The following is a 368-nucleotide window of genomic DNA, read 5'->3' as shown; positions in this document are numbered from 1 at the left end:
CTCCTTTCCATTTCCTTGTACTTTTTTAGCACATCTATTTGTTGCTTTAAGAACCGATTCTCCGCCTTTATTTGCTCCAGTTCCGAGGTAAACTCAGGTCCTTTACCATAGCTGTATTGTTTGCCTACAGGTTGCTCCAAGCGGTTTAATTCGCCCTTGCGGTACCATCGCATCCAGGTTTCCAATTGCGTCTTATTTCGTATGCTCAGCTGCTCCATGACCTTTTTCACTGGAACTCCTTTTATTCTCAATTCAATGGCTTTCATTTTTGTTTCCACTGGGTAACTTACTCTTGTTGCCAACGTAAAAACACCTCCAAGGTTGTCTCCATATCTTACGACATGGTTGCATTTTCTTGAAGGTGTTTT

General features: G+C 41.8%; 1 pseudogene. It reads right to left on the bottom strand.

The window, feature by feature from the left end:
- Positions 1-302 (bottom strand): annotated as a pseudogene (locus tag AB4Z50_RS36270) (IS3 family transposase); the annotation flags it as partial.
- Positions 303-368 lie beyond the last annotated feature (66 nt).

This window comes from Paenibacillus sp. 2TAB26, from assembly GCF_052115145.1.
Taxonomy (GTDB): Bacteria; Bacillota; Bacilli; order Paenibacillales; family Paenibacillaceae; genus Pristimantibacillus.
The sequence above is the reverse complement of the archived record's forward strand: the minus strand, read 5'-3'. Positions and strand labels throughout refer to the sequence as shown.